We start from the raw sequence: 23,632 nt of genomic DNA on the forward strand, positions 1-23,632 counted from the left end.
AAAACAAATGCCAGATTTCGTTAACCCGTGCGGCTAGGATTCTGTAAGAATGCGCAATCGAGTGGGAAATGATTCCCCTTAAGGACCTGGAAAGGTAAGCCTATGAGCCACACTATCGAGAATTTGGTCGATATGCGCGACGTCACGTTCAGCCGTGGCAGTCGGGTGATCTTCGACAATATCTCGCTGTCGGTGCCGCGCGGAAAAATTACCGCGATTATGGGGCCGTCGGGGATTGGCAAGACCACGCTGCTGCGCCTGATCGGCGGGCAAATTCCCCCGGACAGCGGAGAGATCCTCTTTGATGGCGAGAACGTGCCGCACATGTCGCGTTCCCGTCTTTATACTGTCCGTAAACGGATGAGTATGCTGTTTCAGTCCGGTGCGCTGTTTACCGACATGAACGTGTTTGACAACGTGGCGTACCCGATCCGCGAGCATACCCAGCTGCCCGCGCCGTTATTAAAAAGTACGGTGATGATGAAGCTGGAGGCCGTTGGCCTGCGCGGGGCGGCGAAACTGATGCCATCCGAGCTTTCCGGCGGGATGGCCAGGCGCGCTGCGCTGGCCAGGGCGATTGCCCTGGAGCCGGATCTGATCATGTTCGATGAGCCTTTCGTCGGCCAGGATCCGATCACCATGGGCGTGCTGGTGAAGCTGATTTCTGAACTCAACAGCGCATTGGGTGTCACCTGTATTGTGGTTTCCCACGACGTGCCGGAAGTGCTGAGTATTGCTGATTTTGCCTATATCATGGCGGATCGCAAAATCATCGCTCACGGCAGCGCCACTTCGTTGCAGGAAAACGACGATCCTCGAGTGCGTCAGTTCCTCGACGGGATCGCCGACGGCCCGGTGCCGTTCCGTTTCCCTGCGGGCGACTATCGCCGCGACCTCATCGGCACAGGGAGTTAATCGACTCATGCTGTTAAATGCACTGGCAGCGCTTGGACATCGCGGGATCAAGACCATCGCGACGTTCGGGCGAGCCGGGTTAATGTTGTTCAATGCCATCGTTGGCAAGCCGGAGTTCCGCAAGCACGCGCCGTTGCTGGTGCGCCAGCTGTATAACGTCGGCGTGCTGTCTATGGTTATCATCATTGTGTCGGGCGTATTTATCGGCATGGTGCTGGGCCTGCAGGGCTATCTGGTGCTGACCACCTACAGCGCAGAGACCAGTCTCGGTATGCTGGTCGCACTGTCGCTGCTGCGCGAGCTGGGGCCGGTTGTCGCCGCGCTGCTGTTTGCCGGCCGTGCCGGTTCAGCGCTAACGGCGGAAATTGGCCTGATGCGTGCCACCGAACAGCTCTCCAGTATGGAGATGATGGCGGTGGATCCGCTGCGTCGGGTCATCTCGCCGCGCTTCTGGGCGGGGGTGATCTCGCTGCCGCTGCTGACGATTATCTTTGTGGCGGTGGGCATCTGGGGCGGTTCGCTGGTGGGCGTAAGCTGGAAAGGCATTGATGCCGGGTTCTTCTGGTCGGCAATGCAAAATGCGGTGGACTGGCGTCTCGATCTGGTGAACTGCCTGATTAAGAGCCTGGTTTTCGCCATTACGGTGACATGGATTGCGTTATTTAACGGTTACGATGCGATCCCCACTTCTGCCGGAATCAGCCGGGCGACCACCCGTACCGTGGTGCATGCGTCGCTGGCGGTTCTTGGGCTGGACTTTGTGCTGACGGCACTGATGTTTGGGAATTGAGTGAATGCAAACGAAAAAGAGTGAAATCTGGGTCGGTATTTTTCTGCTGGTGGCCCTGCTGGCGGCGCTGTTTGTCTGCCTGAAGGCGGCGGACGTGTCGTCCATAAAATCAGAGCCAACCTACCGCATTTACGCCACCTTCGATAACATCGGCGGCCTGAAGGCACGTTCGCCGGTGCGGATTGGCGGCGTGGTCATTGGCCGGGTGGCCGATATTAGTCTGGACCCGAAAACCTACTTACCCCGCGTGGCTATTGATATTGAAGAACGCTACAACCACATCCCCGATACCAGTTCGCTGGCGATTCGAACTTCGGGCCTGCTGGGCGAGCAGTATCTGGCGCTGAACGTGGGTTTTGAAGACCCAGAGCTGGGAACGTCTATTCTTAAAGACGGCGGCGTCATTCAGGACACCAAATCAGCGATGGTGCTGGAAGATCTTATTGGGCAGTTCCTTTACAACAGCAAAGGTGGCGACAATAAGAATTCAGGCGATGCGCCGGCATCCACAGATGGACATACTGATACGGCGGCGCCGGCAACTGGCGCGACGAATTAATCTCAGGAGATACTCGATATGTTTAAACGTTTACTGATGGTCGCCATGCTGGTGATTGCACCGTTAACGGCGGCGACGGCGGCGGACCAATCTAACCCTTACAAGCTGATGAACGAAGCGGCGCAGAAAACATTCGATCGCCTGAAGAATGAGCAGCCTAAAATTCGCGCTAATCCGAACTACCTGCGTGAGGTAGTCGATCAGGAACTGTTGCCGTATGTGCAGGTAAAATATGCCGGTGCGCTGGTGCTGGGCCGTTACTACAAAGATGCGACCCCGGCGCAGCGCGAAGCCTACTTCGCTGCTTTCCGTGAATACCTGAAACAGGCGTACGGTCAGGCGCTGGCGATGTACCACGGTCAGACCTACCAGATTGCGCCGGAACAGCCTCTGGGCGATGCGAGCATTTTGCCTATCCGCGTTACCATCATCGATCCGAACGGCCGCCCGCCGGTACGACTGGACTTCCAGTGGCGTAAAAATACCCAGACGGGTAACTGGCAGGCGTTTGATATGATTGCGGAAGGGGTGAGCATGATCACCACCAAGCAGAACGAATGGAGCGACCTGCTGCGTACTAAAGGCATTGACGGCCTGACCGCGCAGCTGAAATCCATCTCTGCGCAGCCGATTACCCTGGAACAGAAAAAATAATGGCCGAATCGCTGAGCTGGACGCGCGAAGGTGAACGCCTTGCGCTGCACGGCGAACTGGATCAGGACTTTCTGGTGCCGCTATGGGAGGCCAGAAACGAGGCGACGCAGGGCGTGTCGGTGATAGACCTCAGCGATCTTCGCCGCGTCGATACCGCCGGTCTGGCCCTGTTGGTGCACCTGGTCGATCTGATTCGCTCTCAGGGACGCAAGGTGACGCTGGAGGGCGTAAGCGAAAAAGTGGCGACGCTGAAAGGGTTGTATAATCTACCTGAAGATATGATCCCTTAAAAATTTCAGCACGTTATTGTTTCCAATACTCCTAAAGCCCCATCAATCTTAACGATGGGGCTTTTTGCTTGTTTAAGACTGCGCCACTTTCCTCTAAGATGTGGGGCTGTTTTCACTCTCAAATGAAATGTGAACCTATGGAAAATAATGAAATTCAGACCGTGCTGATGAATGCACTCTCCCTTCAGGAAGTTCTCGTTTCTGGCGACGGTAGCCACTTCCAGGTGATTGCCGTGGGTGAGATGTTTGATGGCATGAGCCGGGTTAAGAAGCAGCAGACTATCTATGGCCCGCTGATGGAGTACCTTGCGGACAACCGCATTCATGCCCTGTCGATCAAAGCGTATACCCCGCAAGAATGGGCGCGCGATCGCAAACTCAACGGCTTTTGAGCCATGGGAAAAGTGTGAACACTTTTCCGGTGGCGAACGTGAATACTTAACAGAGATAAGATTTGATGGATAAATTTCGTGTGCAGGGGCCAACTCGCCTTCAGGGTGAGGTCACCATTAGCGGTGCCAAAAATGCTGCCCTGCCGATTCTTTTTGCCGCACTGCTGGCTGAAGACCCGGTAGAGATCCAGAACGTACCGAAGCTGAAAGACGTGGATACCTCCATGAAGCTGCTGACGCAGCTGGGTGCGAAGGTTGAACGCAACGGTTCCGTATGGATTGACGCCAGCTCGGTTAACGTGTTCTGTGCCCCTTACGAGCTGGTTAAAACCATGCGTGCGTCTATCTGGGCGCTGGGCCCGCTGGTGGCGCGTTTCGGTCAGGGTCAGGTTTCGCTGCCGGGCGGTTGCACCATCGGCGCGCGTCCGGTCGATCTGCACATCTCTGGTCTTGAACAGCTGGGCGCGGAAATTAAGCTGGAAGAGGGCTACGTCAAAGCGTCCGTCAACGGTCGTCTGAAAGGCGCGCATATCGTTATGGATATGGTCAGCGTAGGCGCGACCGTCACCATCATGACTGCAGCGACGCTGGCGGAAGGCACCACCATTATTGAAAATGCCGCGCGCGAGCCGGAAATCGTCGATACGGCGAACTTCCTGAACGCGATGGGCGCCAAGGTATCTGGTCAGGGTACCGACCGTATCACCATCGAAGGCGTGAAACGTCTGGGCGGCGGCGTTTATCGCGTCCTGCCTGACCGTATCGAAACCGGCACCTTCCTGGTGGCGGCGGCGATCTCCGGCAGTAAAATTGTCTGCCGTAACGCACAGCCGGATACGCTGGACGCGGTGCTGGCCAAGCTGCGTGAAGCCGGTGCCGACATTGAAGTGGGTGACGACTGGATTAGCCTTGATATGCACGGCAAGCGCCCGAAAGCGGTGAACGTGCGTACTGCGCCGCACCCGGCGTTTCCGACCGACATGCAGGCGCAGTTCACGCTGTTGAATATGGTGGCGGAAGGGACCGGCGTGATCACGGAAACCGTCTTCGAAAACCGTTTCATGCACATTCCGGAACTGATCCGTATGGGCGCACGCGCGGAAATCGAAAGCAACACCGCGATTTGCCACGGCGTTGAGCAGCTCTCCGGCGCTCAGGTGATGGCAACCGACCTGCGTGCTTCCGCAAGCCTCGTGCTGGCGGGCTGTATTGCTCAGGGCACCACCGTTGTTGACCGTATCTATCACATCGATCGCGGCTATGAACGCATTGAAGATAAGCTGCGTGCGTTAGGCGCAAACATCGAACGCGTTAAAGGCGAGTAATCTCTGCCCGCCGTTGTGAAGCGCCCTCCGGAACCCCGGAGGGCGCTTTTTTATGCGGTGTCCTTCTTTGGCTGGCGCATCGCCTGCGTTCTGTCGATAAACTCATGCGTCACCGGGTCGTGATATCTCGACGGCCAGATGACCCACGGTTCCGTCTCCAGAACCTTCGCAATAATCACTTCTCCCTTTGGCCAGGGGCGTGAGAGCACGTTAGCCAACGTTGATGAGCTCAGGCCGTTTTTGCGCGATTCTGCGGCCATTGAGGTGCCTTTTTTGCGTAGCCCGGCGATGATGTCCGCCGGATGCCAGTCGATAAATTTATCCATACTTCCTCCCTGAGAGCGCTGTTTAAATCGCCAGATTGGGCGAAGAATGTACTTTATCGCGCTTTTCATGAAAATTCTAAAAAGTTCGTATAAGTTATGGGAAATTAGGAAAACGTTAATTTTCAGGCGTGAATAGACGTTATTGGATGCTTTTAAGAACTTTCCCGCGCGATGCGCGGGAAAGGATTAACGATCGCGCTGAACGGCAATATGGGCGAGCCCAATGAGCGCGTCGCGCCATGGGGAGTCAGGCAGCGGTGCCAGGGCAGCAATCGCTTTATCGGCTTCTTCTTCGGCGCGCTGGCGGGTCCACTCCAGTGAACCGCTGGCGGCCATAGCTTCCAGCACCGGCTCCAGCAGATGGCGGCCGTTACCTTGCTCAATGGCACCGCGAATCAGCTGCGCCTGTTCCGGCGTACCGTTACGCATGGCGTGCAGTAGCGGCAGCGTCGGTTTGCCTTCATTCAGGTCGTCGCCAACGTTTTTACCCAGCGTCTCACCATCGGCGCTGTAGTCGAGCAGATCGTCGATCAGTTGGAAGGCGGTGCCCAGGTAGCGGCCATAGTCCTGCAGACCTTTTTCCTGCTCTGGCGTACAGCCTGCGAGCAGTCCGGAACACTGAGCGGCAGCTTCGAACAGGCGCGCAGTTTTGCTATAAATCACGCGCATGTAATTTTCTTCGGTGATGTCCGGATCGTTAACGTTCATCAACTGAAGGACTTCGCCTTCGGCAATGACGTTGACCGCTTCGGACATGACTTCCAGCACCTTCAGTGAACCGAGGCTGGTCATCATCTGGAAGGCGCGGGTGTAGATAAAGTCGCCAACCAGCACGCTGGCCGCGTTGCCAAAGGCGGCATTGGCCGTGGCCTTGCCGCGGCGCATATCGGACTCATCAACCACATCGTCATGCAGCAGCGTTGCGGTATGAATAAATTCGATCAGCGCGGCGATTTTGACATGGGCATTTCCCTGATAGCCAACGGCGCGGGCGGCCAGCACGGCGATCATCGGACGAATCCGTTTTCCACCGCCGCTCACGATGTAATAGCCTAGCTGGTTGATCAACTGGACGTCCGAGTTGAGCTGCTCAAGAATCGTCGCATTGACTCCCGCCATATCCTGCGCGGTTAACTCATTGATTTTTTGTAAATTCATCGCAAAAGCCGGGCTTAATGTCCTGTTTACCACTTATCCATACGGGATAACGAAGGTTTTACGTTAGAGTTGTAAGTACGATTGTACTGAAAAAACGCGCCAGATAAACGTTGCCGTGTGCGTTGTGTTTTTTTTCTGCATCTATTGATGGTAGCACTTGTCAAAGGCTCGCGTTTTGCGTAATATTCGCGCCCTATTGTGAATATTTATAGCGCACTCTGAATCACACGAAGATGTGCGCGGAAGCGGAGTTTATATGTACGCGGTTTTCCAAAGTGGTGGTAAACAACACCGAGTAAGCGAAGGTCAGACCGTTCGCCTGGAAAAGCTGGACATCGCAACTGGTGAATCTGTTGATTTCACTGAAGTTCTGATGATCGCAAACGGTGAAGAAGTCAAAATCGGCGTTCCTTTCGTTGATGGCGGCGTTATCAAAGCTGAAGTTGTTGCTCACGGTCGTGGCGAGAAAGTTAAAATTGTTAAGTTTCGTCGTCGTAAACACTACCGTAAGCAGCAGGGCCATCGTCAGTGGTTCACTGATGTGAAAATCACTGGCATCAGCGCTTAAGTTAAGGGGAGCAGATTAAATGGCACATAAAAAGGCTGGCGGCTCGACTCGTAACGGTCGCGATTCAGAAGCTAAACGTCTGGGCGTAAAACGCTTCGGCGGTGAAACAGTTCTGGCTGGTAGCATCATCGTTCGTCAACGTGGTACCAAATTCCACGCTGGCTCCAACGTTGGTTGCGGCAAAGACCACACTCTGTTTGCTAAAGCAGACGGTAAAGTGAAATTTGAAGTTAAAGGTCCGAATAACCGTAAATATATCAGCATCGTTGCTGAATAAGTTATTCGCGTCCCGGTAACGGATAAAAGCCCCGCAACACGTTGCGGGGCTTTTTACATTCGACGCCAGGAAAATGATAGTTTGTCGCGCTAGAGAATCCGGTATGAAGCAACAGGCGGGTATAGGTATTCTGTTGGCGCTCACCACGGCGATATGCTGGGGTGCACTGCCGATTGCGATGAAGCAGGTTCTGGAGGTCATGGAACCGCCTACCGTCGTGTTCTACCGTTTTTTGATGGCCAGCTGTGGTCTGGGCCTGATTTTGACCTGGAAGCGCAAGCTGCCCTCTCTGCAGCTTTTTCGCAACCCGCGTTGGCTGGTGCTGCTGCTGATTGCCACCGGCGGTCTGTTTGGCAACTTCGTGCTGTTTAGCTCTTCGCTACAGTACGTCAGCCCGACGGCGTCGCAGGTGATTGGCCAGCTCTCGCCCGTCGGCATGATGGTGGCGAGCGTCTTTATCCTCAAAGAAAAGATGCGCGGCACGCAGATTATCGGCGCGACCATGCTGATCTGCGGGCTGGTGATGTTCTTTAACACCAGCCTGATTGAAATTTTTACCCGTCTGACCGATTACACCTGGGGCGTTATCTTCGGTGTCGGTGCGGCGATGGTCTGGGTGAGCTACGGCGTCGCGCAAAAGGTGTTATTGCGACGGATGGCCTCACAGCAGATTCTCTTTTTATTGTACACTTTATGTACAATTGCACTGCTGCCGTTAGCAAAACCCGGTGTCATCGGGCAACTGAGCGACTGGCAGCTAGCCTGTCTGATCTTTTGTGGTCTGAACACACTGGTCGGCTATGGGGCGCTGGCGGAAGCCATGGCGCGCTGGCAGGCGGCGCAGGTGAGCGCGTTAGTTACGCTGACTCCCCTGTTCACCCTGTTATTTTCAGATTTATTATCAATGGCCTGGCCCGATTTCTTCGCCAGACCGATGTTGAACCTTTTAGGTTACCTCGGTGCGTTTGTCGTGGTTGCGGGCGCGATGTATTCCGCCATTGGTCATCGTCTATGGGGGCGGTGGCGTAAGCGTGAAGCGGTTGTTCCGTTACCCCGCGCAGGCGAATGATTTACGGAGAGTAAAATGAAGTTTGTTGATGAAGCAACGATCCTGGTCGTAGCAGGTGATGGCGGTAATGGTTGCGTAAGCTTCCGCCGTGAAAAATATATTCCGAAAGGTGGCCCGGACGGCGGTGACGGCGGCGACGGCGGTGACGTCTGGATGGAAGCCGACGAGAACCTGAACACCCTGATCGACTACCGTTTCGAAAAATCCTTCCGTGCCGAGCGCGGTCAGAACGGCGCGAGCCGTGACTGTACCGGTAAACGTGGTAAAGACGTCACCATCAAGGTGCCGGTGGGTACCCGCGTTATCGATCAGGGCACCGGCGAAACCATGGGCGATATGACCAAACACGGTCAACGTCTGATGGTCGCTAAAGGCGGCTGGCACGGTCTGGGTAACACCCGTTTCAAATCTTCCGTGAACCGTACGCCGCGTCAAAAGACCATGGGTACGCCGGGCGATAAACGTGACCTGCAGCTCGAACTGATGCTGCTGGCGGACGTGGGGATGCTGGGGATGCCGAACGCCGGTAAATCCACCTTTATCCGCGCCGTGTCTGCGGCCAAGCCGAAAGTGGCGGACTACCCGTTTACCACGCTGGTACCAAGCCTTGGCGTGGTGCGTGTCGACAACGAGAAGAGCTTTGTGATCGCCGATATCCCGGGGCTGATTGAAGGTGCGTCCGAAGGCGCTGGCCTCGGTATCCGCTTCCTGAAGCACCTTGAGCGCTGCCGCGTGCTGCTGCACATTATCGATATCGATCCGATTGACGGTTCCGATCCGGCTGAGAACGCAAAAATTATCATTGGCGAGCTGGAGAAATACAGCGAGAAGCTGGCGAATAAGCCACGCTGGCTGCTGTTCAACAAGATCGACACCATGGACAAAGCAGAAGCCGAAGCGAAAGCTAAAGCGCTTGCCGAAGCGATGGGTTGGGAAGATAAGTACTATCTGATCTCAGCAGCAAGCCAGGTTGGCGTAAAAGACCTGTGCTGGGATGTGATGAACTTTATCATTGAAAACCCAATTACTCAGGCTGAAGAAGCTAAACAGCCTGAGAAAGTCGAGTTCATGTGGGATGACTATCACCGCCAGCAGCTTGACGAAGTCGCCGCAGAAGCGGAAGACGAAGAGTGGGATGACGACTGGGATGAAGACGACGAAGAAGGCGTTGAGTTCATCTACAAGCGTTAATCTCCTCGTAGCCGGATGGCGCTTGCGCTTATCCGGCCTACAATATGCAACGGGCCGCAAATGCGGCCCGTTTTGTTATGTGCTTGTAGGCCGGATAAGACGCGTTAGCGTCGCCATCCGGCAAGCGCGCACTCAGTTATTCTGATAAATATCTTTGTACAATCGGCTTTCAAAGCGCACCAGCGGAATACGGCGGTTACGCTGATCGGCCGGCGACACGGCATAGCCCGAGAGATACTGCACGAAGGCCATCCGCTGCCCGCTGGCGGTGGTGATAAAGCCCGCCAGGTTGTATACGCCCTGCAATGAACCGGTTTTTGCCGATACTTTGCCGTCAACGCCTGCCTGGTGTAGGCCAGCGCGGTACTGCAGTGAACCGTCGTGGCCGGCGAGAGGCAGCATCGAGATAAAGTTCAGCTCATTATCATGCTGGGCGATGTACTGAAGCGCTTGCATCATAGTGGCGGGGGCAATCAGGTTATGACGTGAAAGCCCGGAGCCGTCGGCGATAATCGTATTACCGAGATCAACCCCTGCCTGCTGGCGCAGAATCTGCCGTACCGCATCGGAACCCGCACGCCAGGTACCGGGCACACCAAAGCGTGCATGGCCAATCATGCGGAATACCGTGTCGGCAATCATGTTGTCGGATTTCTTCAGCATAATCTTCAGCAGATCGTGCAGCGGCGCGGACTGTTTGCTGGCAATCACCGTTCCCGGCTCGTTGACCAGCGTCTGGCGCAGCAGGGTGCCGCTATAGGTGATACCCGCTTGCTTAAGCTCATCTTTGATAATCGCCCCGGCATAGCTTGCGCCATCCTGAATGGCGAACGCCAGCGGCAACGGTTCGGCACGCTGTGGCAGACAGCCGGTGAGCGTATAGCGGTTGAGATCGCCCGGCACCACGTCCAGCTCGCAGTATTGTGCCTCCGGTGAGCCTTTCGCCAGCGTTCGCACCTGGCTGAACATGGTCACCGGGTAGTAAGAGGCGATGCGAATGAACGCCAGATCGTTGGCTTTTTGCGCGCTGTAAAGCGAGATCGAGAAGCAGTTGAGGTCAACGATGGCGGCGGCTGGCGGTGCGCTGAAGCACTGGGTCATGTCGTTCCATGGCCAGCCGGGCGCTTTATCGTGGCTGGCAAAAATCGAGGTGTCGATCAGTACGTTGCCCTCAATGGTCTGCACGCCGGCCTTTTTCAGCGCTGCGACCATATTGCGAAGATCCTGGCGTCTTAGCGTAGGATCACCACCAAATCGCGCAATCAGGTCACCTTTAAGCGTCCCGTTATCAATGCTGCCTTTGCTCTCCAGCGTGGTGGTAAAACGAAAATCAGGCCCGAGCTGCAACAGCGCTGCCAGCGCGGTGAGCACCTTTTGGGTACTGGCCGGTAGCGCCATCTGCTGGCCATGGTAGTCAATCAGTGGCGCAGGGGCGCCCACTTTCTGCACCAACAGCGCGAGGTTGGCCCCGGCAGGAAGTTGATTGATATACTCATCAACATTCGCGGCCTGAACGCTAAACGCTATACTGGTGGTCAATCCGATGATAAATCTGGAAAATCGCATATTCTCGCGCTAACAACCTGGAAACAAGCCGTCATACTACGGCGCAACGCCCTGTAAAGTAAACGATGACCCGTAGTGAACTTCAGGGTAAAATGCGTATCAAATTAAAAATTACTGCTGACCTGGGGCTTTGTACCCGGGTCGGTTTTCTTTTGCTTCTGGCCTGGCGTTGATAGCAACCCAGGCGGGCTGAGTAGCCGGAGCGGAGCTAACCGCTCCCAACAGGAATGTTCAAGAGGTATAACAATGCAAGCTATTCCGATGACCCTTCGTGGTGCAGAAAAACTGCGTGAAGAACTGGATTTTCTGAAGTCCGTACGTCGCCCAGAGATTATTGCGGCCATCGCCGAAGCGCGCGAGCACGGCGACCTGAAAGAGAACGCGGAGTATCATGCTGCTCGTGAGCAGCAGGGCTTCTGCGAAGGTCGTATCAAAGATATCGAAGCGAAGCTGTCCAACGCGCAGGTTATCGACATCACCAAAATGCCGAATAACGGCCGCGTCATTTTCGGTTCTACCGTGAAGGTACTGAATCTGGACAACGATGAAGAGCAGACCTATCGCATCGTCGGTGACGATGAGGCTGACTTCAAACAGAATCTGATTTCTGTGAACTCACCTATCGCCCGCGGCCTGATCGGCAAAGAACAGGACGATGTCGTGACTATCCGTACGCCGGGTGGTGAAGTTGAGTACGAAATCATCAAAGTGGATTATCTGTAAATTTTGTTCAACACTGAAAATGTTGACTGAGTGTAAAGATAAGAAAAAGGCCGCATAGCGGCCTTTTATCAAGCATAAGAGCGTGGCATGTTGCTAGCCCTCGTAAAGGAAAACCCTCATTTAACACAATGTTGTGTCAGAAATTAGGATATTCTTAACGTGGCAGCGAGATTTTGCGTTCTTTACCAGGGCGATAAAGCACCAGCATTTTGCCGATGACCTGTACGTTACAGGCGCCGGTTTCGCGCACGATAGCGTCCACGATCAAGGTTTTGGTCTCGCGATCTTCCGAGGCGATTTTCACCTTGATAAGTTCATGGTGCTCTAACGCTTGTTCAATCTCGGCCAGTACCCCTTCGGTCAAACCATTGTTGCCAAGCATAACTACCGGCTTGAGCGGATGTGCCAGACCTTTCAGGTGCTGTTTTTGTTTAGTACTCAGATTCATCGTATATTTTTGCTTACGTTGGGATTGAAAACGGGTCATTCTACCGCCATCTCCCATATATCGCCAAATGGCGCGTAGAAATTTACGCCAAAAGGTTACGATGAACTGTCCCGATGGGAATGTTAAATGACAGGTAAAAAGCGTTCTGCCAGCTCAAGCCGCTGGCTTCAGGAACACTTTAGCGATAAATATGTTCAAGAGGCACAGAAAAAGGGGTTACGTTCCCGTGCCTGGTTTAAACTTGATGAAATACAGCAAAGTGACAAACTTTTTAAGCCGGGGATGACGGTTGTCGATCTCGGTGCTGCGCCAGGAGGCTGGTCACAGTACGTGGTCACGCAGATTGGCGGCAAAGGCCGCATCATCGCTTGCGATCTTTTACCTATGGATCCAATCGTTGGTGTGGACTTCCTTCAGGGCGATTTTCGTGATGAACTCGTCATGCAGGCATTACTCGAACGCGTGGGTGACAGTAAAGTACAAGTTGTCATGTCAGATATGGCACCAAACATGAGCGGAACGCCGGCGGTAGACATTCCCCGGGCCATGTATCTGGTGGAGCTGGCGCTTGAAATGGCGCGTGATGTGCTTGCGCCAGGCGGAAGTTTTGTAGTGAAGGTGTTCCAGGGCGAAGGCTTCGATGAGTATCTAAGGGAAATTCGCTCCCTGTTTACGAAGGTTAAAGTTCGTAAGCCGGACTCTTCGCGTGCGCGTTCACGCGAAGTGTACATTGTAGCGACCGGGCGAAAATCATAGACGGTGGTTTTTCAAACGAAAGTTTTGAAAGAAACTGGATATAGAGTATCCTGACGCTGTTTTTAACACAGTTGTAATAAGAGGTTAATCCCTTGAGTGACATGGCGAAAAACCTAATACTCTGGCTGGTCATTGCCGTTGTGCTGATGTCAGTATTCCAGAGCTTTGGGCCCAGCGAATCGAACAGCCATAAGGTGGATTATTCTACCTTCCTGCAAGAGGTCAATAACGACCAGGTTCGCGAAGCGCGTATCAACGGACGTGAGATCAACGTTACCAAGAAAGATAGTAACCGTTACACGACCTACATCCCGGTTAACGATCCGAAGCTGCTTGATAACCTGCTGACGAAAAACGTCAAAGTGGTTGGCGAGCCGCCAGAAGAGCCGAGCCTGCTGGCGTCGATCTTCATTTCCTGGTTCCCGATGCTGCTGCTTATCGGCGTCTGGATCTTCTTCATGCGTCAAATGCAGGGCGGCGGTGGCAAAGGTGCCATGTCGTTCGGTAAGAGCAAAGCGCGCATGCTGACGGAAGATCAGATCAAAACCACTTTTGCCGATGTTGCGGGCTGCGACGAAGCGAAAGAGGAAGTGGGCGAACTGGTTGAATACCTGCGTGAGCCGAGCCGTTTCCAGAAGTTGGGCGGTAAGATTCCGAAAGGCGTCCTGATGGTCGGTCCTCCGGGTACCGGTAAAACGCTGCTGGCGAAAGCCATTGCCGGCGAAGCCAAGGTGCCGTTCTTTACCATTTCCGGTTCTGACTTCGTGGAAATGTTCGTGGGCGTCGGCGCATCTCGTGTGCGTGACATGTTCGAACAGGCCAAGAAAGCAGCACCGTGCATCATCTTCATCGATGAAATCGACGCCGTCGGTCGCCAGCGTGGCGCAGGGCTGGGCGGTGGTCACGATGAACGTGAGCAAACGCTGAACCAGATGCTGGTTGAGATGGATGGCTTCGAAGGTAACGAAGGTATCATCGTTATCGCGGCAACTAACCGTCCAGACGTACTTGACCCGGCGCTGCTGCGTCCAGGCCGTTTCGACCGTCAGGTTGTGGTCGGTCTGCCAGACGTTCGCGGTCGTGAACAGATTCTGAAAGTGCATATGCGTCGCGTACCGCTGGCGCCGGATATCGATGCGGCAATCATTGCTCGCGGTACTCCGGGCTTCTCCGGTGCAGACCTGGCGAACCTGGTGAACGAAGCGGCGCTGTTTGCTGCTCGTGGCAACAAACGCGTTGTGTCGATGGTTGAGTTCGAGAAAGCGAAAGACAAAATCATGATGGGTGCGGAACGTCGCTCCATGGTGATGACGGAAGCGCAGAAAGAATCTACCGCGTATCACGAAGCGGGCCACGCGATTATCGGTCGCCTGGTGCCGGAACACGATCCGGTGCACAAAGTAACGATTATCCCGCGCGGCCGTGCGCTGGGTGTAACCTTCTTCCTGCCTGAAGGCGATGCGATCAGCGCCAGCCGTCAGAAGCTGGAAAGCCAGATCTCGACCCTGTACGGCGGTCGTCTGGCGGAAGAGATCATCTACGGCGTTGAGCATGTATCCACCGGTGCGTCGAACGACATTAAAGTCGCGACCAACCTGGCGCGTAACATGGTCACCCAGTGGGGCTTCTCCGACAAACTCGGTCCGTTGCTGTATGCAGAAGAAGAGGGCGAAGTATTCCTGGGCCGTAGCGTCGCGAAAGCGAAACATATGTCCGATGAAACCGCGCGTATCATCGACCAGGAAGTGAAGTCGCTCGTGGAACGTAACTACAACCGCGCGCGCCAGCTTCTGAACGACAACATGGACATTCTGCATGCCATGAAAGATGCGCTCATGAAATATGAGACCATCGATGCACCGCAGATTGACGACCTGATGGCTCGCCGCGACGTGCGTCCGCCAGCAGGTTGGGAAGAACCGGGTTCATCCAACAACAACTCGGGCAGCACCGGTAAACCAAGTGCGCCGCGTCCGGTTGATGAACCACGTGCGCCGGACTCTGGCACCATGTCAGAGCAGCTGGGCGACAAATAAGTTCTCCCCCGTGGAAGACTGCGTTGTACCTGAAACCCTGGGGCTTGCCCCGGGGTTTTTTATATTCAGAAATCAATAATTAAAAGGATTCGATATGAAACTCACCGCCCAGGGCTCCATCCTGGATCTCTCCCATCCACACGTGATGGGGATCCTCAACGTCACGCCGGACTCTTTCTCCGACGGTGGCACGCACAATACGCTGGTTGAGGCGGTGAAACATGCGAACCTGATGATTAACGCGGGCGCGACCATCGTTGACGTAGGCGGCGAGTCCACTCGCCCGGGCGCGCTGGACGTGAGCGTGGAAGAAGAGCTTGATCGCGTTATCCCAGTGGTGGAAGCGATCGCCCAGCGCTTTGAAGTGTGGATCTCTGTCGATACGTCTAAGCCTGAAGTGATTCGTGAGTCTGCCCGTGCCGGAGCGCACATCATTAACGATATCCGCTCGCTCAGCGAGCCGGGCGCGCTCGAAGCTGCGGCCGAAACCGGACTGCCCGTTTCGCTGATGCATATGCAGGGCAACCCAAAAACCATGCAGGATGCGCCGAAGTATGACGATGTCTTTGCTGAGGTAAATCAGTATTTTATTGAACAGATTGCCCGCTGCGAACGGGCAGGAATCTCAAAAGATAAATTGTTGCTCGACCCGGGGTTCGGTTTCGGTAAAAATCTGTCCCATAACTATGCATTACTGGCGCGTTTGTCAGAGTTCCATCATTTCGGCCTGCCGCTGTTTGTCGGCATGTCGCGTAAATCAATGATTGGTCAACTGCTGAACGTGGGGCCGTCGGAGCGCCTTAGCGGCAGCCTGGCGTGCGCGGTGATTGCTGCCATGCAGGGCGCGCATATTGTTCGCGTCCACGACGTCAAAGAAACTGTTGAAGCGATGCGTGTGGTTGAGGCCACCTTGTCTGCGAAGGGAAATAAACGTTATGAGTAATCGCAAGTATTTTGGTACCGATGGGATTCGTGGTCGCGTAGGTGATGCGCCGATTACCCCTGATTTTGTTCTGAAGCTCGGCTGGGCGGCAGGCAAGGTACTGGCAAGCCACGGATCGCGTAAAATTATTATTGGTAAAGATACCCGTATCTCAGGCTATATGCTGGAGTCCGCGCTGGAAGCCGGTCTGGCTGCCGCGGGGCTGTCGGCCTCTTTCACCGGGCCGATGCCGACGCCGGCGGTGGCTTACCTGACCCGCACGTTCCGCGCGGAAGCCGGTATCGTTATCTCCGCATCGCATAACCCGTTTTATGACAATGGCATCAAATTCTTCTCCATCGACGGCACCAAGCTGCCCGACGAAGTGGAAGAGGCCATTGAAGCCGAGATGGAAAAAGAGATCACCTGCGTTGATTCCGCCGAGCTGGGTAAAGCTAGCCGCATCGTTGATGCGGCGGGCCGCTATATTGAGTTCTGCAAAGGCACCTTCCCGAACGAGCTGAGCCTGAACGGGCTGAAAGTGGTCGTTGACTGCGCCAACGGCGCAACCTACCACATTGCGCCGAATGTGCTGCGCGAACTGGGCGCCACCGTGATCGCCATCGGCTGCGAACCGAACGGCGTCAACATTAACGAAGAAGTGGGGGCCACCGACGTCCGCGCTTTGCAGGCGCGCGTATTGGCTGAGAAAGCCGATGTGGGCATCGCGCTGGACGGTGACGGCGACCGCGTCATCATGGTTGATCACCAGGGTAATAAAATCGATGGTGATCAGATTATGTATATCATCGCCCGCGAAGCGCTGCGCCAGGGCCAGCTGCGCGGCGGCGTTGTTGGTACGCTGATGAGCAATATGGGGCTGGAAGTGGCGCTCAAGCAGCTCGGCATTCCGTTTACCCGCGCGAAAGTGGGCGACCGCTACGTGCTGGAAAAAATGCAGGAGAAAGGCTGGCGCATCGGTGCGGAAAACTCCGGCCACGTGATCCTGCTGGACAAAACCACGACCGGCGACGGTATTGTGGCGGGCCTGCAGGTGGTGGCGGCCATGGTGCGTAACCACATGAGCCTGCACGATCTGAGCAGCGGCATGAAGATGTTCCCGCAGGTGCTGGTGAATGTGCGCTACACCGACGGCAAATCGAACCCGCTGGACAACGAGGCGGTGAAGGCGGCGGCCCTGGCGGCAGAAGCAGCGATGGGTAATCGTGGCCGCGTACTGCTGCGTAAATCAGGCACCGAGCCGCTGATTCGGGTGATGGTTGAAGGGGAAGATGAAGCGCAGGTAACCGAGCTTGCGCATCGCATCGCCGACGCGGTTAAAGCGGCCTGACAGACAGGCTAAGTGATTAAAAAGGCGGCGCTTGCCGCCTTTTTCTCATTAACTGAGACAGTTTTGCTGTTTTTTTCCGCAGTTGATACAATGTGTGGAAATTGCCCTTGCGAAGGTCATTCGCTTTGGTTAGTATTCACACCCGCTTCAGTGGGAAACTTAAATGTCCCGCTTTATTGGTCGAAGCACTTGGTACGCGGCATTCCCGCAAGGAACAGGTTGATTATGTACGAAGCTCTTTTAGTTGTTTTCCTTATTGTAGCGATTGGCCTTGTGGTCCTCGTTATGCTGCAACAAGGTAAAGGCGCTGATATGGGAGCCTCCTTTGGAGCAGGCGCTTCCGGCACATTGTTTGGTTCAAGTGGTTCAGGTAACTTCATGACCCGCATGACCGCTGTGTTCGCGACGCTGTTCTTCATTATCAGTTTGGTGCTGGGTAACATCAACAGCAACAAGACCAATAAAGGAAGTGAGTGGGATAACCTGACTGCACCGAAGACTGAGCAAACGACTCAGCCAGCGGCACCGGCTCAGCCGACCAGCGATATCCCGCACTAAGTATTCTGTACCGAGGTGGTGGAATTGGTAGACACGCTACCTTGAGGTGGTAGTGCCCTAACGGGCTTGTGGGTTCGAGTCCCATCCTCGGTACCAATATTCCGAAAAAAAGACGCTGAAAAGCGTCTTTTTTTTCGTCCGTATCTTTTATCCCTTCTTTCCTCGGGGTATACGGGCCGCAGCTCCCTTACCCGCAAAACACGGTTAATCCGCCTTAGGAAAATCTACCACCGTGTCGTTCACCCGGTTCACCATATTGGTAAACAGAATGGCGCTGATTGCGCTGATAATCTCAACGATCTGACGATCGCTGAAGCCAGCATGTTTCAGCGCGGTCACGTTGGCTTCCGGCAGCGTACCGGTGGTGGTGACCAGCGTTTGTGCAAATTTCACCAGCGCATCAAGCTGTGCATCTTCGGCGTATTCTCCACGACGTAGCGCGTGGATCTGCTCGCTACTAAAGCCCGCCTTTTTTGCCATCAGCGTATGGGCCGCCAGGCAGTAATCGCACTGCGTCGCTTCGCTCACGGACAGGTTAATTGCTTCCAGCATTTTAGCGTTCAGGCTGCCTTTATGTAGCATGGCGTTGTGCGCCAGCGCCTGCTGCAGCGCCTCCGGTGAATGCCCACCAATGGTCAGATAGGCGTTCGGTACTTTACCCACTGCTTTTTTGATCCCGCTGAAAAGTTCTGCGGCTTTGCCCGTTGCATCTTGTTCGCGAATGTCTGTTAAACGGCTCATCATCTTCTCCTGTCGTTCGAGGGTTTGTTGTGGCAATGGAAACATCATAGGACAGGTTGACGTGATAGACTGGCGCGATTCGTCTCATCTTTTTGTCTTATCGTCTCAGGAGCTGTATGGACAGTCTTAGCCATCTCTTAACGCTGCTGGCACCGCGCTGTGAAGTGAATCTGCACTGCCGCTTTGGCGGACGCTGGCAGGCGGGGCATAGCCAGATGCGGACGGGCGTCGTTCCCTGGCACTTTGTACTGCGCGGAGAGGGGCGACTCACCGTGGGGAAGGAAACGCGTCAGATGCGTACGGGAGACGTTATCCTGCTGCCGCACGGTTCACCACATCTGATGGAAAGCCTGGTCGAGTGGGGGCAGGTGCTGCCGGTCGCCCATCGCTTTAACGGTACGCTGACCGAGATGCGCACAGCATCAGACAGCAATGCGCTGGAGATGCTGTGCGGAGAGTTCTACTTCGGGCCGCACGTAAACTGGCTGTTCAGCGAAGACAGTGAACTCATCCATCTGCATACCCACGAACGGGAAGACTGCCCTGAACTGGAGACGATGCTGAACGTATTGGTTCGTGAGAGTCTGGCCGAGCGGCCGGGCGCTGCCGCTATCGTACGCAGCCTGGGCGATACGCTGCTGGTACTACTGATGCGCACGTTGCTGGCGGCGAAAGCACCACCGGGCGGACTGCTACGGTTAATGAGCGATGAGCGACTGATGCCCGCGGTGCTTGCGGTACTCGCGGCACCAGAACAACCGTGGACCATGGAGACAATGGCTTCCCGGGCGTTTTTATCACGTGCCACGTTTGCCCGCCACTTTGCTCGCGTCTACCACCTGACACCTCAGGCCTGGCTGACGCAGCTGCGTATGGTGATGGCCGCGCGGTTACTTCACCAGGACCGACAGGCGCGGGTGGAGGCGATCGCCGAACGCTGCGGATTTCAATCGCTGGCCTCATTCTCAAAAAGCTTTAAAAAGTACTACGGCCTGACGCCGGGAGAGTGGCGGCGGCGATAGCAATAAAAAAGGCCGCACAGGCGGCCCTTGATGGCGTTTACACAGGCTTATTTGCCTTTGTTTTCCAGATTCTCAACCTGCGGCAGGCCGGTTGCAGAAGAGGCGGTCAGCAGCCCGCTCTGGGCGTAGCCGAACAGCTTCTCGCGGGTATCGGTAATGTCCAGGTTACGCATAGTCAGCTGGCCGATACGGTCTTCAGCGCTAAACATAGAGTCACCTTTTTCCATGGTCAGACGTTCTGCTTTATAGGTCAGGTTGTCAGACACGGTATTCATGATGGAGTAGTCGTTACCGCGGCGCAGTTCCAGCGTGACTTCACCCGTAATCTGGCTGGCCACCCAACGCTGCAGAGAGTCACGCAGCATCAGCGCCTGGGAGTCAAACCAACGGCCCTGATACAGCAAGCGGCCCAGTTGGCGACCGTGAGCGTGATACTGCTCGATGGTATCTTCGTTGTGAATACCGGTCAGCAGACGCTCGTAAGCGATGTGCAGAAGTGCCATCCCCGGCGCTTCGTAGATACCACGGCTCTTCGCTTCGATAATACGGTTTTCAATCTGGTCACTCATGCCCAGACCATGACGCCCGCCGATGCGGTTGGCTTCCAGCATCATCTCTACGTCGTCGCTGAAGGTTTTACCGTTAAGCGCAACCGGATGGCCCTGCTCAAAACGCACGGTCACTTCTTCTGCCGGCACTTTTACGTTTTCGTCCCAGAACTTCACACCCATAATCGGGTTAACGATTTTGAGGCTGGAGTTCAGGAATTCCAGATCTTTTGCTTCGTGCGTTGCGCCAAGCATATTGGAGTCGGTTGAGTAGGCTTTCTCCACGGACATTTTGTAGTCGAAACCGCAGGAGATCATAAACTCTGACATTTCATGACGGCCGCCCAGTTCATCGATAAAATCGCTATCCAGCCACGGTTTGTAAATCTGTAGCTCGGCGTTGGTCAGCAGGCCGTAGCGATAGAAACGCTCAATATCGTTACCTTTGTAGGTGCTGCCGTCGCCCCAGATGTTAACGCCGTCTTCTTTCATGGCGGCGACCAGCATGGTGCCGGTAACCGCACGGCCCAGTGGAGTGGTGTTGAAGTAGGTCAGGCCGCCGGTAGTATTGTGGAAAGCACCGCATTGGATAGCGGCGATGCCTTCGGCAACCAGCTGTTTACGACAGTCGATCAGGCGAGCGTTCTCTGCGCCATATTCCATAGCACGACGAGGAATTGCATCATAATCATCTTCGTCCGGCTGACCCAGGTTTGCAGTATATGCATAAGGGACAGCGCCTTTTTGTCGCATCCACAGCAGCGCTGCGCTGGTGTCAAGACCGCCAGAGAAGGCGATACCAATACGTTGACCTACCGGAAGATGCTTGAGAATCGTCGTCATAAAGTAAAACCCTGCTTGATTGACTGAAGGAGAAATTACGTTCCGCTGTCAGTGAATTTTTATGCAAAATAAATGAGTTTTCATTTAATCACGTTTTATCTGTGACAGGAAGACATTCATGCATTTTTATTCAAAAAATCCGCACTGCCAGCGAAGGTTGTCAGGCGTACCTTAGCGCGATGGCCGGCGCATTTCTTCTGCATAGAATGTGAGGTTGACAAGTTGTGATAATGCTCACTATACTGGAGGCCGGTTTTACGTCCCGTCCTCGGTACCAAATCCCAGCATTATTTGCATTTTTTACTCAAAACGCGTAAAATTTGCCACGTTTCAGGCGCGGGGTGGAGCAGCCTGGTAGCTCGTCGGGCTCATAACCCGAAGGTCGTCGGTTCAAATCCGGCCCCCGCAACCACTTTCCCTTAGAGTTCATTTTCAAATATACTGTGAAGACTTAGGCCTTCGTAGCTGGATTTGAAAAAAAATTCTTTCGGAAGGTTCTCCAGGCCGCAGTTGCGGCTATAGGGTTCAGTTATCTAAAGCCCCGATTTATCGGGGTTTTTTGTTATCTGACTACAGAATAACTGGGCTTTAGGCCCTTTTTTTATGTCTTGGGGGTGGGTTTGTCCACATTAGAGCAAAAATTAACAGAGATGATTACAGCGCCGGTTGAAGCCCTGGGCTACGAACTGGTCGGCATCGAATTTATTCGCGGTCGCACATCCACACTGCGCATCTATATTGATAGTGAAGATGGCATCAATGTTGATGATTGTGCTGATGTGAGCCACCAGGTAAGCGCGGTGATGGACGTTGAAGATCCGATTACCGTCGCTTACAACCTGGAAGTTTCCTCTCCGGGCCTCGATCGTCCGATGTTCACCGCGGAACACTATGTGCGTTTCCTGGGTGAAGAGGTGACGCTGGTCCTGCGCATGGCGGTACAGAACCGTCGTAAATGGCAGGGCATTATCAAAGCGGTAGACGGTGAGATGATCACTGTGACAGTCGAAGGCAAAGATGAAGTGTTCGCGCTGAGTAACATCCAGAAGGCGAACCTGGTTCCCCACTTTTAACAGTCTGGATTGAGGTGAAAGGCCCCGATGAACAAAGAAATTTTGGCTGTTGTTGAAGCCGTCTCCAACGAGAAAGCGCTGCCGCGTGAGAAGATTTTCGAAGCGCTGGAAAGTGCGCTGGCAACGGCGACAAAGAAAAAATACGAACAGGAAATCGACGTACGCGTTGAAATCGATCGCCGCAGCGGCGACTTCGATACTTTCCGTCGCTGGGTCATTGTTGAAGAAGTTACCCAGCCAACCAAAGAAATTACGCTCGAAGCGGCACGCTTCGAAGACGAAAGCCTGAACGTAGGCGATTACGTTGAAGATCAGATTGAATCCGTCACCTTTGACCGTATTACGACTCAGACGGCAAAACAGGTTATCGTGCAGAAGGTCCGTGAAGCCGAGCGCGCGATGGTTGTCGATCAGTTCCGCGATCAGGAAGGCGAAATCGTCACTGGCGTAGTGAAGAAAGTGAACCGCGACAACATCTCTCTGGAAGTGAAATCCGAAGGGATGGCCGGGAACGCTGAAGCCGTAATCCTGCGTGAAGACATGCTGCCGCGTGAAAACTTCCGTCCGGGCGACCGCATCCGCGGCGTACTGTACGCCGTTCGCCCAGAAGCGCGCGGCGCACAGCTGTTCGTCACCCGTTCTAAGCCGGAGATGCTGATCGAACTGTTCCGCATCGAAGTGCCGGAAATCGGTGAAGAAGTGATTGAAATTAAAGCGGCCGCTCGCGATCCGGGCTCTCGTGCCAAAATCGCGGTAAAAACCAACGACAAACGTATCGACCCGGTCGGCGCTTGCGTAGGTATGCGCGGCGCGCGCGTGCAGGCGGTTTCTACCGAACTGGGCGGCGAGCGTATCGATATCGTGCTGTGGGACGACAACCCGGCGCAGTTCGTGATCAATGCTATGGCACCTGCTGATGTGGCATCCATCGTGGTTGATGAAGACAAGCACACCATGGATATCGCGGTAGAAGCAGGTAACCTGGCGCAGGCGATCGGCCGTAACGGCCAGAACGTGCGTCTGGCTTCTCAGCTGAGCGGCTGGGAACTCAACGTGATGACCGTTGACGACCTGCAGGCGAAGCATCAGGCGGAAGCGCACGCGGCGATCGATACCTTCACCAAATATCTCGATATTGATGAAGAGTTCGCGACCGTGCTGGTAGAAGAAGGCTTCTCCACGCTTGAAGAACTGGCCTATGTGCCAATGAAAGAACTGCTGGAAATTGATGGTCTGGACGAAGCGACCGTTGAGGCGCTGCGCGAACGTGCGAAAAACGCCCTGACCACTCTGGCACTTGCCCAGGAAGAAAGCCTCGGTGATAACAAACCGGCTGACGATCTGCTGAACCTGGAAGGGTTAGATCGCGCACTGGCTTTCAAACTGGCCGCTCGTGGCGTTTGTACGCTGGAAGACCTCGCTGAACAAGGCGTTGACGACCTGTCTGACATCGAAGGGTTAACCGACGAGAAAGCGGGTGAGCTGATTATGGCTGCGCGTAATATTTGCTGGTTCGGCGACGAAGCGTAAT

At 54.7% G+C, this 23,632-nt stretch carries 26 protein-coding genes and 2 tRNA genes; 22 read left to right on the forward strand and 6 right to left on the reverse strand.

Annotated elements, in window-relative coordinates:
- Positions 1–102 precede the first annotated feature (102 nt).
- The 7 genes from mlaF to murA all read left to right on the forward strand — a co-directional run bounded on the left by mlaF (position 103) and on the right by murA (position 4,925).
- The gene (gene mlaF, locus H7R76_RS02825) at positions 103–915 is read left to right on the forward strand and encodes a phospholipid ABC transporter ATP-binding protein MlaF (RefSeq protein WP_106927267.1); all 813 of its coding nucleotides are present in this window, start codon (positions 103–105) and stop codon (positions 913–915) included.
- A 7-nt stretch (positions 916–922) separates the two neighbouring features.
- The gene (gene mlaE, locus H7R76_RS02830; protein WP_106927265.1) at positions 923–1,705 is read left to right on the forward strand and encodes a lipid asymmetry maintenance ABC transporter permease subunit MlaE; all 783 of its coding nucleotides are present in this window, start codon (positions 923–925) and stop codon (positions 1,703–1,705) included.
- 4 nt (positions 1,706–1,709) lie between these two features.
- Positions 1,710–2,264, forward strand: coding sequence for an outer membrane lipid asymmetry maintenance protein MlaD (mlaD, locus tag H7R76_RS02835; protein WP_182966913.1), 555 nt, complete (start codon positions 1,710–1,712; stop codon positions 2,262–2,264).
- An 18-nt stretch (positions 2,265–2,282) separates the two neighbouring features.
- The gene (gene mlaC / locus H7R76_RS02840) at positions 2,283–2,918 is read left to right on the forward strand and encodes a phospholipid-binding protein MlaC (protein WP_106927260.1); all 636 of its coding nucleotides are present in this window, start codon (positions 2,283–2,285) and stop codon (positions 2,916–2,918) included.
- Positions 2,918–3,208 carry a lipid asymmetry maintenance protein MlaB gene (gene mlaB, locus H7R76_RS02845; protein ID WP_106927258.1) on the forward strand — a complete coding sequence of 97 codons (291 nt, stop codon included), beginning with the start codon at positions 2,918–2,920 and terminating at the stop codon, positions 3,206–3,208. Before mlaC ends, mlaB begins: the two co-directional genes overlap by 1 nt.
- Positions 3,209–3,345: 137 nt before the next feature.
- Complete coding sequence (gene ibaG / locus H7R76_RS02850) at positions 3,346–3,600, forward strand: BolA family iron metabolism protein IbaG (protein WP_035891140.1); 255 nt, start codon at positions 3,346–3,348, stop codon at positions 3,598–3,600.
- A 65-nt stretch (positions 3,601–3,665) separates the two neighbouring features.
- Entirely contained in the window at positions 3,666–4,925 is a 1,260-nt protein-coding gene (murA, locus tag H7R76_RS02855) for a UDP-N-acetylglucosamine 1-carboxyvinyltransferase (RefSeq protein ID WP_182966915.1), read from the forward strand.
- A 50-nt stretch (positions 4,926–4,975) separates the two neighbouring features.
- Here the strand turns inward: murA and sfsB are convergent, their stop codons facing one another.
- Both sfsB and ispB read right to left on the reverse strand, forming a co-directional pair.
- A complete protein-coding gene (gene sfsB, locus H7R76_RS02860) occupies positions 4,976–5,251 on the reverse strand; it encodes a DNA-binding transcriptional regulator SfsB (RefSeq protein ID WP_106927252.1) in 276 nt (91 codons plus the stop codon).
- 186 nt (positions 5,252–5,437) lie between these two features.
- Positions 5,438–6,409 carry an octaprenyl diphosphate synthase gene (ispB, locus tag H7R76_RS02865; protein WP_106927250.1) on the reverse strand — a complete coding sequence of 324 codons (972 nt, stop codon included), beginning with the start codon at positions 6,407–6,409 and terminating at the stop codon, positions 5,438–5,440.
- Between the two features lie 256 nt (positions 6,410–6,665).
- Here ispB and rplU point away from each other — a divergent pair, with 256 nt between their 5' ends.
- The 4 genes from rplU to cgtA all read left to right on the forward strand — a co-directional run bounded on the left by rplU (position 6,666) and on the right by cgtA (position 9,514).
- Positions 6,666–6,977, forward strand: coding sequence for a 50S ribosomal protein L21 (rplU, locus tag H7R76_RS02870; protein WP_106927248.1), 312 nt, complete (start codon positions 6,666–6,668; stop codon positions 6,975–6,977).
- A gap of 19 nt (positions 6,978–6,996) precedes the next feature.
- Positions 6,997–7,254, forward strand: a complete 258-nt coding sequence (gene rpmA, locus H7R76_RS02875) for a 50S ribosomal protein L27 (RefSeq protein WP_064541895.1) — start codon at positions 6,997–6,999, stop codon at positions 7,252–7,254.
- A 103-nt stretch (positions 7,255–7,357) separates the two neighbouring features.
- Positions 7,358–8,323, forward strand: a complete 966-nt coding sequence (locus H7R76_RS02880; RefSeq protein WP_106927246.1) for a DMT family transporter — start codon at positions 7,358–7,360, stop codon at positions 8,321–8,323.
- Between the two features lie 15 nt (positions 8,324–8,338).
- The gene (cgtA, locus tag H7R76_RS02885; RefSeq protein ID WP_182966917.1) at positions 8,339–9,514 is read left to right on the forward strand and encodes an Obg family GTPase CgtA; all 1,176 of its coding nucleotides are present in this window, start codon (positions 8,339–8,341) and stop codon (positions 9,512–9,514) included.
- Positions 9,515–9,646: 132 nt separating this feature from the next.
- Here cgtA and dacB read toward each other — a convergent pair whose 3' ends face one another.
- Positions 9,647–11,080: a serine-type D-Ala-D-Ala carboxypeptidase gene (gene dacB / locus H7R76_RS02890; protein ID WP_182966919.1), complete on the reverse strand. Its 1,434-nt coding sequence runs from the start codon at positions 11,078–11,080 to the stop codon at positions 9,647–9,649.
- Positions 11,081–11,326: 246 nt separating this feature from the next.
- Between dacB and greA the strand changes: the two genes are divergently transcribed.
- The gene (greA, locus tag H7R76_RS02895; protein ID WP_106927240.1) at positions 11,327–11,803 is read left to right on the forward strand and encodes a transcription elongation factor GreA; all 477 of its coding nucleotides are present in this window, start codon (positions 11,327–11,329) and stop codon (positions 11,801–11,803) included.
- A 154-nt stretch (positions 11,804–11,957) separates the two neighbouring features.
- Here the strand turns inward: greA and yhbY are convergent, their stop codons facing one another.
- Positions 11,958–12,251 carry a ribosome assembly RNA-binding protein YhbY gene (gene yhbY, locus H7R76_RS02900; protein WP_024133059.1) on the reverse strand — a complete coding sequence of 98 codons (294 nt, stop codon included), beginning with the start codon at positions 12,249–12,251 and terminating at the stop codon, positions 11,958–11,960.
- A 126-nt stretch (positions 12,252–12,377) separates the two neighbouring features.
- On the opposite strand from yhbY, the gene rlmE reads away from it, so the two are divergent.
- The 6 genes from rlmE to H7R76_RS02930 all read left to right on the forward strand — a co-directional run bounded on the left by rlmE (position 12,378) and on the right by H7R76_RS02930 (position 17,970).
- Complete coding sequence (gene rlmE, locus H7R76_RS02905) at positions 12,378–13,007, forward strand: 23S rRNA (uridine(2552)-2'-O)-methyltransferase RlmE (protein ID WP_064541917.1); 630 nt, start codon at positions 12,378–12,380, stop codon at positions 13,005–13,007.
- A 101-nt stretch (positions 13,008–13,108) separates the two neighbouring features.
- Entirely contained in the window at positions 13,109–15,043 is a 1,935-nt protein-coding gene (ftsH, locus tag H7R76_RS02910) for an ATP-dependent zinc metalloprotease FtsH (protein ID WP_106927236.1), read from the forward strand.
- 94 nt (positions 15,044–15,137) lie between these two features.
- Positions 15,138–15,986 (forward strand): dihydropteroate synthase, encoded by an 849-nt coding sequence (gene folP / locus H7R76_RS02915; protein ID WP_106927234.1) that lies wholly within the window; start codon positions 15,138–15,140, stop codon positions 15,984–15,986.
- Positions 15,979–17,316, forward strand: coding sequence for a phosphoglucosamine mutase (gene glmM / locus H7R76_RS02920; protein ID WP_106927232.1), 1,338 nt, complete (start codon positions 15,979–15,981; stop codon positions 17,314–17,316). Before folP ends, glmM begins: the two co-directional genes overlap by 8 nt.
- Before the next feature lie 225 nt (positions 17,317–17,541).
- Positions 17,542–17,874, forward strand: a complete 333-nt coding sequence (secG, locus tag H7R76_RS02925) for a preprotein translocase subunit SecG (protein WP_106927230.1) — start codon at positions 17,542–17,544, stop codon at positions 17,872–17,874.
- A gap of 9 nt (positions 17,875–17,883) precedes the next feature.
- A tRNA-Leu gene (locus tag H7R76_RS02930) sits at positions 17,884–17,970 on the forward strand.
- 108 nt (positions 17,971–18,078) lie between these two features.
- Here H7R76_RS02930 and H7R76_RS02935 read toward each other — a convergent pair.
- On the reverse strand, positions 18,079–18,615 hold the full coding sequence (locus H7R76_RS02935; RefSeq protein WP_182929954.1) for a carboxymuconolactone decarboxylase family protein: 537 nt from the start codon (positions 18,613–18,615) through the stop codon (positions 18,079–18,081).
- A 116-nt stretch (positions 18,616–18,731) separates the two neighbouring features.
- Here H7R76_RS02935 and H7R76_RS02940 point away from each other — a divergent pair, with 116 nt between their 5' ends.
- A complete protein-coding gene (locus H7R76_RS02940; protein WP_182929955.1) occupies positions 18,732–19,637 on the forward strand; it encodes an AraC family transcriptional regulator in 906 nt (301 codons plus the stop codon).
- A gap of 47 nt (positions 19,638–19,684) precedes the next feature.
- Here H7R76_RS02940 and argG read toward each other — a convergent pair whose 3' ends face one another.
- The gene (argG, locus tag H7R76_RS02945) at positions 19,685–21,028 is read right to left on the reverse strand and encodes an argininosuccinate synthase (protein WP_106927224.1); all 1,344 of its coding nucleotides are present in this window, start codon (positions 21,026–21,028) and stop codon (positions 19,685–19,687) included.
- Positions 21,029–21,363: 335 nt separating this feature from the next.
- Here argG and H7R76_RS02950 point away from each other — a divergent pair.
- The 3 genes from H7R76_RS02950 (at position 21,364) to nusA (ending at position 23,631) form a co-directional block, all read left to right on the forward strand.
- Positions 21,364–21,440: transfer RNA gene (locus tag H7R76_RS02950), tRNA-Met, on the forward strand.
- Positions 21,441–21,648: 208 nt separating this feature from the next.
- Positions 21,649–22,101, forward strand: coding sequence for a ribosome maturation factor RimP (gene rimP, locus H7R76_RS02955; RefSeq protein ID WP_064541967.1), 453 nt, complete (start codon positions 21,649–21,651; stop codon positions 22,099–22,101).
- A gap of 27 nt (positions 22,102–22,128) precedes the next feature.
- The gene (nusA, locus tag H7R76_RS02960) at positions 22,129–23,631 is read left to right on the forward strand and encodes a transcription termination factor NusA (RefSeq protein WP_106927222.1); all 1,503 of its coding nucleotides are present in this window, start codon (positions 22,129–22,131) and stop codon (positions 23,629–23,631) included.
- Position 23,632 lies beyond the last annotated feature (1 nt).

It is taken from the genome of Klebsiella sp. WP8-S18-ESBL-06, assembly GCF_014169755.1.
Taxonomy (GTDB): domain Bacteria; phylum Pseudomonadota; class Gammaproteobacteria; order Enterobacterales; family Enterobacteriaceae; genus Kluyvera; species Kluyvera ascorbata_B.

What these genes read in the sequence shown, in the direction of transcription:
- ftsH (WP_106927236.1), top strand. Translation starts at nt 13,109, where the DNA reads ATGGCGAAAAACCTAATACTCTGGCTGGTCATTGCCGTTGTGCTGATG.
- ibaG (WP_035891140.1), top strand. Translation starts at nt 3,346, where the DNA reads ATGGAAAATAATGAAATTCAGACCGTGCTGATGAATGCACTCTCCCTT.
- mlaD (WP_182966913.1), top strand. Translation starts at nt 1,710, where the DNA reads ATGCAAACGAAAAAGAGTGAAATCTGGGTCGGTATTTTTCTGCTGGTG.
- mlaF (WP_106927267.1), top strand. Translation starts at nt 103, where the DNA reads ATGAGCCACACTATCGAGAATTTGGTCGATATGCGCGACGTCACGTTC.
- nusA (WP_106927222.1), top strand. Translation starts at nt 22,129, where the DNA reads ATGAACAAAGAAATTTTGGCTGTTGTTGAAGCCGTCTCCAACGAGAAA.
- mlaC (WP_106927260.1), top strand. Translation starts at nt 2,283, where the DNA reads ATGTTTAAACGTTTACTGATGGTCGCCATGCTGGTGATTGCACCGTTA.
- sfsB (WP_106927252.1), bottom strand. Translation starts at nt 5,251, where the DNA reads ATGGATAAATTTATCGACTGGCATCCGGCGGACATCATCGCCGGGCTA.
- yhbY (WP_024133059.1), bottom strand. Translation starts at nt 12,251, where the DNA reads ATGAATCTGAGTACTAAACAAAAACAGCACCTGAAAGGTCTGGCACAT.
- folP (WP_106927234.1), top strand. Translation starts at nt 15,138, where the DNA reads ATGAAACTCACCGCCCAGGGCTCCATCCTGGATCTCTCCCATCCACAC.
- H7R76_RS02940 (WP_182929955.1), top strand. Translation starts at nt 18,732, where the DNA reads ATGGACAGTCTTAGCCATCTCTTAACGCTGCTGGCACCGCGCTGTGAA.
- argG (WP_106927224.1), bottom strand. Translation starts at nt 21,028, where the DNA reads ATGACGACGATTCTCAAGCATCTTCCGGTAGGTCAACGTATTGGTATC.
- dacB (WP_182966919.1), bottom strand. Translation starts at nt 11,080, where the DNA reads ATGCGATTTTCCAGATTTATCATCGGATTGACCACCAGTATAGCGTTT.
- cgtA (WP_182966917.1), top strand. Translation starts at nt 8,339, where the DNA reads ATGAAGTTTGTTGATGAAGCAACGATCCTGGTCGTAGCAGGTGATGGC.
- rpmA (WP_064541895.1), top strand. Translation starts at nt 6,997, where the DNA reads ATGGCACATAAAAAGGCTGGCGGCTCGACTCGTAACGGTCGCGATTCA.
- murA (WP_182966915.1), top strand. Translation starts at nt 3,666, where the DNA reads ATGGATAAATTTCGTGTGCAGGGGCCAACTCGCCTTCAGGGTGAGGTC.
- rplU (WP_106927248.1), top strand. Translation starts at nt 6,666, where the DNA reads ATGTACGCGGTTTTCCAAAGTGGTGGTAAACAACACCGAGTAAGCGAA.
- mlaB (WP_106927258.1), top strand. Translation starts at nt 2,918, where the DNA reads ATGGCCGAATCGCTGAGCTGGACGCGCGAAGGTGAACGCCTTGCGCTG.
- rlmE (WP_064541917.1), top strand. Translation starts at nt 12,378, where the DNA reads ATGACAGGTAAAAAGCGTTCTGCCAGCTCAAGCCGCTGGCTTCAGGAA.
- greA (WP_106927240.1), top strand. Translation starts at nt 11,327, where the DNA reads ATGCAAGCTATTCCGATGACCCTTCGTGGTGCAGAAAAACTGCGTGAA.
- mlaE (WP_106927265.1), top strand. Translation starts at nt 923, where the DNA reads ATGCTGTTAAATGCACTGGCAGCGCTTGGACATCGCGGGATCAAGACC.
- H7R76_RS02880 (WP_106927246.1), top strand. Translation starts at nt 7,358, where the DNA reads ATGAAGCAACAGGCGGGTATAGGTATTCTGTTGGCGCTCACCACGGCG.
- secG (WP_106927230.1), top strand. Translation starts at nt 17,542, where the DNA reads ATGTACGAAGCTCTTTTAGTTGTTTTCCTTATTGTAGCGATTGGCCTT.
- ispB (WP_106927250.1), bottom strand. Translation starts at nt 6,409, where the DNA reads ATGAATTTACAAAAAATCAATGAGTTAACCGCGCAGGATATGGCGGGA.
- glmM (WP_106927232.1), top strand. Translation starts at nt 15,979, where the DNA reads ATGAGTAATCGCAAGTATTTTGGTACCGATGGGATTCGTGGTCGCGTA.
- H7R76_RS02935 (WP_182929954.1), bottom strand. Translation starts at nt 18,615, where the DNA reads ATGAGCCGTTTAACAGACATTCGCGAACAAGATGCAACGGGCAAAGCC.